The sequence below is a fragment of the Methylobacterium sp. genome (assembly GCF_028290105.1).
Taxonomy (GTDB): domain Bacteria; phylum Pseudomonadota; class Alphaproteobacteria; order Rhizobiales; family Beijerinckiaceae; genus Methylobacterium.
In genome coordinates this window covers 1-4243 of sequence record NZ_JAQGKL010000228.1, presented here as the reverse complement: position 1 = coordinate 4243, position 4243 = coordinate 1, and the positions used below count along the sequence as shown (strand labels likewise).

3 protein-coding genes and 2 pseudogenes are annotated in these 4243 nt (G+C 72.3%); all 5 read left to right on the top strand.

Annotated elements, in window-relative coordinates:
* A pseudogene (locus tag JWQ05_RS16190) lies at positions 1–120 on the top strand (phosphate starvation-inducible protein PhoH); the annotation flags it as partial.
* A gap of 20 nt (positions 121–140) precedes the next feature.
* Positions 141–638, top strand: coding sequence for an rRNA maturation RNase YbeY (gene ybeY / locus JWQ05_RS16185; protein ID WP_299660380.1), 498 nt, complete (start codon positions 141–143; stop codon positions 636–638).
* A gap of 36 nt (positions 639–674) precedes the next feature.
* A complete protein-coding gene (locus JWQ05_RS16180) occupies positions 675–1784 on the top strand; it encodes a CBS domain-containing protein (RefSeq protein ID WP_299660378.1) in 1110 nt (369 codons plus the stop codon).
* Between the two features lie 28 nt (positions 1785–1812).
* Complete coding sequence (gene lnt / locus JWQ05_RS16175) at positions 1813–3489, top strand: apolipoprotein N-acyltransferase (protein ID WP_299660376.1); 1677 nt, start codon at positions 1813–1815, stop codon at positions 3487–3489.
* Positions 3486–4243 (top strand): annotated as a pseudogene (locus tag JWQ05_RS16170) (cyanate transporter); the annotation flags it as partial. The gene lnt and the pseudogene JWQ05_RS16170, both read left to right, overlap by 4 nt.

Genomic DNA, 4243 nt, shown 5'->3' with positions numbered 1-4243 from the left:
GATGTCGACGTGGTGCGCCACGACCTCGTGCGCCGCATCGTCACCGCCTACGAGGCGGCCTCGCACGGCGAGAGCGAGGCGGACCGCAGTCTGGCCCCGCGTCGCAGGCCCCTGTCGTGAGCACGGGCACCCGGGCCGCCATCGCGCCCGAGATCGACGTGGCCATCGAGGATCCGCGTTGGGAGGCCGTGACCCCGGACCTTGAGGCTTTCGTGATTCGCGCGGTGGAAGCCGGCTTGGCGATCGCGCCGGAGCCGCTGGAGGGTGCGGTCGAGATCAGCATCCTGCTCACCACCGACGCCGCCGTTCAGGCCCTCAACAAGACCTGGCGCGGCAAGGACAAGCCCACGAACGTTCTGTCCTTTCCGGCGCCCGCGCAACCCGCCCATGCGGGCGTGCCGGTGCCGCTGGGCGATGTCGTTCTTGCGTATGACACGATGCTGCGCGAAAGTGCCGAGCAGTCGAAGCCACTCAGCGACCACCTCGCGCACCTGCTTGTCCATGGCACCCTCCACCTGCTCGGTCAGGACCACGAGACCGGCGAGGCCGATGCCGACGCGATGGAAGCGCTCGAGGTGGCGGCCCTGCGCACGCTCGGCGTCCCGGACCCCTATGCCGCCGAACCCGGCGCGGAGTGAGCGGTTCTTCCGCCAGACATCCCAGACCAGAGAGACATGACAAACGATCGAAGTCGCGGCGCGGCCCAGGCCGCGCCCAATTCCGGTGACGCTGAACCCCAGGCGCGCGAGCCCTGGTACGACCGCCTCCTGCACGTCTTCCATCTGCGCCCGCGCGATTCGCTGCGCGACGATATCGAGGACGCGCTCGCCGAGCCCGACACCGGCGAGAACGCCTTCTCGCCCCTCGAACGCGCCATGCTCAAGAACGTGCTCGGCCTGCACAAGGTGCGGGTCGACGACGTGATGATCCCCCGGGCCGACATCGTCGCGGTGTCGATGGAGACGAGCCTCGGCGATCTGATGAAGCTGTTTCGCACGGCGGGCCATTCGCGCCTGCCGGTCTACGGCGAGACGCTCGACGATCCGCGCGGCATGGTCCACATCCGCGATTTCGTCGACCACATCGCCGGCCGGGCCGAGGCCGGCATCCGGCGTGCTCCAACGGGTCAGCCGGAGGGCGAGGCCGCCGCGCCCGTGTTGCCGCCACGCGCGCGAAGGGGTGCGCGGGCCCTGCGCACCCTCAACCTCGCCAGCGTCGACCTCTCGGTCACCCTGGCGGCGGCCCGCATCCAGCGCCCCGTTCTCTTCGTGCCGCCCTCGATGCCCGCCATCGACCTCCTCGTCCGGATGCAGGCGACGCGCACCCACATGGCCCTCGTCATCGACGAATACGGCGGCACGGACGGGCTGATCTCCATCGAGGATCTCATCGAGATGGTGGTCGGCGACATCGAGGACGAACACGACGTCGCCGAAGGCCACCTGATCCAGCGCGTCGAGGGCGAGGGCGATGTGTTCGTCGCCGATGCCCGGGCGGGGCTCGCAGAGGTGTCGGCGGCGAGCGGCGTCGATCTGGTGGCGGCGGTCGGCGACATGGCCGAGGAGATCGACACGATCGGCGGCCTCATCGTGACGCTGGCCGGGCGCGTCCCCTCGCGCGGCGAACTGATCAGCGGCCCCGGCGACCTCGAATTCGAGGTGCTGGACGCCGATCCGCGGCGGGTGAAGCGCCTGCGCCTGAAGCGCGGAGACGCCCGCATCACCGCCGTGGTCCCGCTGGCCCTGCCGGCACCGTCGCCCACCGCCGAAGTACCGGCCCCGTGACGCGAGTGCCGTCGAGCGAAATCCTCCGATGACCGCGGCAGCGATGGACCGGGTCGCGCGCGGTTCGGTGGTAGGACCGCTCGCGTCCCTGGCGCAGTGGGTGATGCTGACCTCGGGCTGGCGCCGGATCGCCGTGGCGTTCGGGGCCGGCGCCCTCGGCGCCCTGGCGATGCCGCCCTTCGGCCTGTTTCCTGCCCTCGTGGTGTCGCTCGGCGTCGCGGTCTGGCTCATCGACGGCGCCGCCACGGGTCGGCACGCGCGGCGCGGCGCCGTCTTCGCCTCCGCGCTCATCGGCTGGGCCTGGGGCTTCGGCTACCTCACCGCCGGCCTGTGGTGGCTCGGCTCGGCCTTCCTGGTGGAGGCCGAGGAATTCCTCTGGGCGCTGCCTCTCGGCGTGCTCGGGCTCCCGGCCGTGCTCGCGCTGTTCTACGCCGCCGGCTTCGCGCTGGCGCGTCTGCTCTGGACGCGCGGCGCCGCGCGCCTCGTCGCCCTCGCGGTGGGGCTCGCCGCCTGCGAATGGCTGCGGGGCCATCTCTTCACGGGGTTTCCCTGGAACACGCTGGGCATGGCGCTCGGGCAGAACCTCTGGCTGATGCAGGGCGCGTCCGTGGTCGGCCTCTACGGCTTGACCCTGCTGGCGGTCGCGGTCGCGGCCGCGCCCGCGACCCTGGCGGTGTCCGAAACGAAAGCGGGGCGCTACGCACCCTCGGCCCTCGCGGCCCTGGCCCTCCTGGCCCTGGCGGCCTTCGGCGCGGCGCGCGTGCCGGCGGCGCCGTCGCCCCATGTGGCGGGCGTGCGCCTGCGCCTCGTCCAGCCGAACCTGAACCAGGATGCCAAGTTCCGGCCCGAGAACCGGCAAGACATCCTCGACCGCTATCTAGAGCTGAGCGACCGCGCCTCCGCCCCGGACCGCACCGGCATCGCCGACGTCACCCACGTGATCTGGCCGGAATCGGCGTTTCCCTTCCTGATCCAGCGCGACCCCGAGGCCCTGGCGCGGATCGCTGCCGCTTTCCCGCCGGGCAAGCAGCTCATCACGGGTGCTGCGCGCGCCGAGGCGACGGAAGGCGAGGCGCGCCCGCGCTTCTTCAACAGCATCCTGACCGTCGCGGCGGGCCCGAAACTCGGCGACACCTACGACAAGGTCCACCTCGTCCCCTTCGGCGAGTACCTGCCCGGGCCGCTGGACGCGACGCTGCGGGCCCTGCGCATCCGCCAGTTCGTGTCGATTCCAGGCGGCTTCACGGCCGGGGATCGTGCGCGCCAGCGCATCATGAGCGTGCCCGGATTGCCGCCGGTGGCGGCCACGATCTGCTACGAGGCGATCTTTCCTGGCGCCATCGTGCCGAGCGCCACACCGAGCGGTCCGCCGCCCGTGCCCGGCCTCATCCTCAACCTGACCAACGACGCGTGGTTCGGCGACACGCCCGGGCCACGCCAGCACTTCGCGCAGGCCCGCCTGCGCGCCGTCGAGGAGGGCCTGCCCCTGGTGCGCGACGCCAATACGGGGATTTCCGGCGTCGTCGACGCCTACGGCCGCATCACCGCGAGCCTGCCCCTCGGCGTCGAGGGCATCCTCGACGCGAACCTTCCCGCCCGCATCGCGGGCCGCACCATCTACGCGCAGTTCGGCGATGTGCCCTTCGCCCTCCTTTGGGCCGGGGCGCTACTCTGGACGCTGGCCGCGAGGCGCCGACCCGCGTGAGCCAAGCCCTGTCGTCGACCCGCCGGCCGATCCTCCTCGGCCTCGGCATCATGCTCGTCGCCTTCAACATGCGCCCGGCCCTCACCACGGTGGGTCCGCTCCTGGAGCGCATCCGGGCCGAGACCGGGCTGACCGCCGCCGGGGCGGCGCTCCTCACGACCCTGCCGGTGCTCTGCATCGGACTCGCCTGCACCCTCGGTCCGCTCGTGATCCGCCGTCTCGGCGCGGACCGGGGCGTACTCCTGGCGGTGGCGATCGTGGCGGGCGGTTCGGCCCTGCGGGGTTTCGGCGGCATCCTCCCGCTCTTCCTCGGGGCCTGCCTCGCGGCCTTCGGGATCGGGCTCTCGGGCGTGCTCCTCCCCGGCCTCGTCAAGCGCGATTTTCCCGGCGCCACCGGTGTGGTGACCGGGCTCTACACGATGGTGCTCTGCCTCGGTGCCGCAGCCGGCGCGGGCCTGTCCGTGCCCCTCGCCGATGGCCTCGGCGGCTGGCCGACGGCGCTGGCGCTCTGGGCCGTGCCCGCTCTGCTGGCGACGATGGCCTGGGCGCCTTTCGCCAAGGCGCCCGAGACCGCCGCCGGCACCGCGCGGCGCGCCGGCCTCTGGCGCGATCGTCTGGCCTGGCAGGTCACGGGCTTCATGGGCCTGCAATCGTCCCTGGCCTACATCATGTTCGGCTGGCTGCCGCTGGTCCTGCACGACCGGGGCCTGACGGCCGTCGAGGCCGGGTTCACCGCCTCGCTGATGAGCATCGG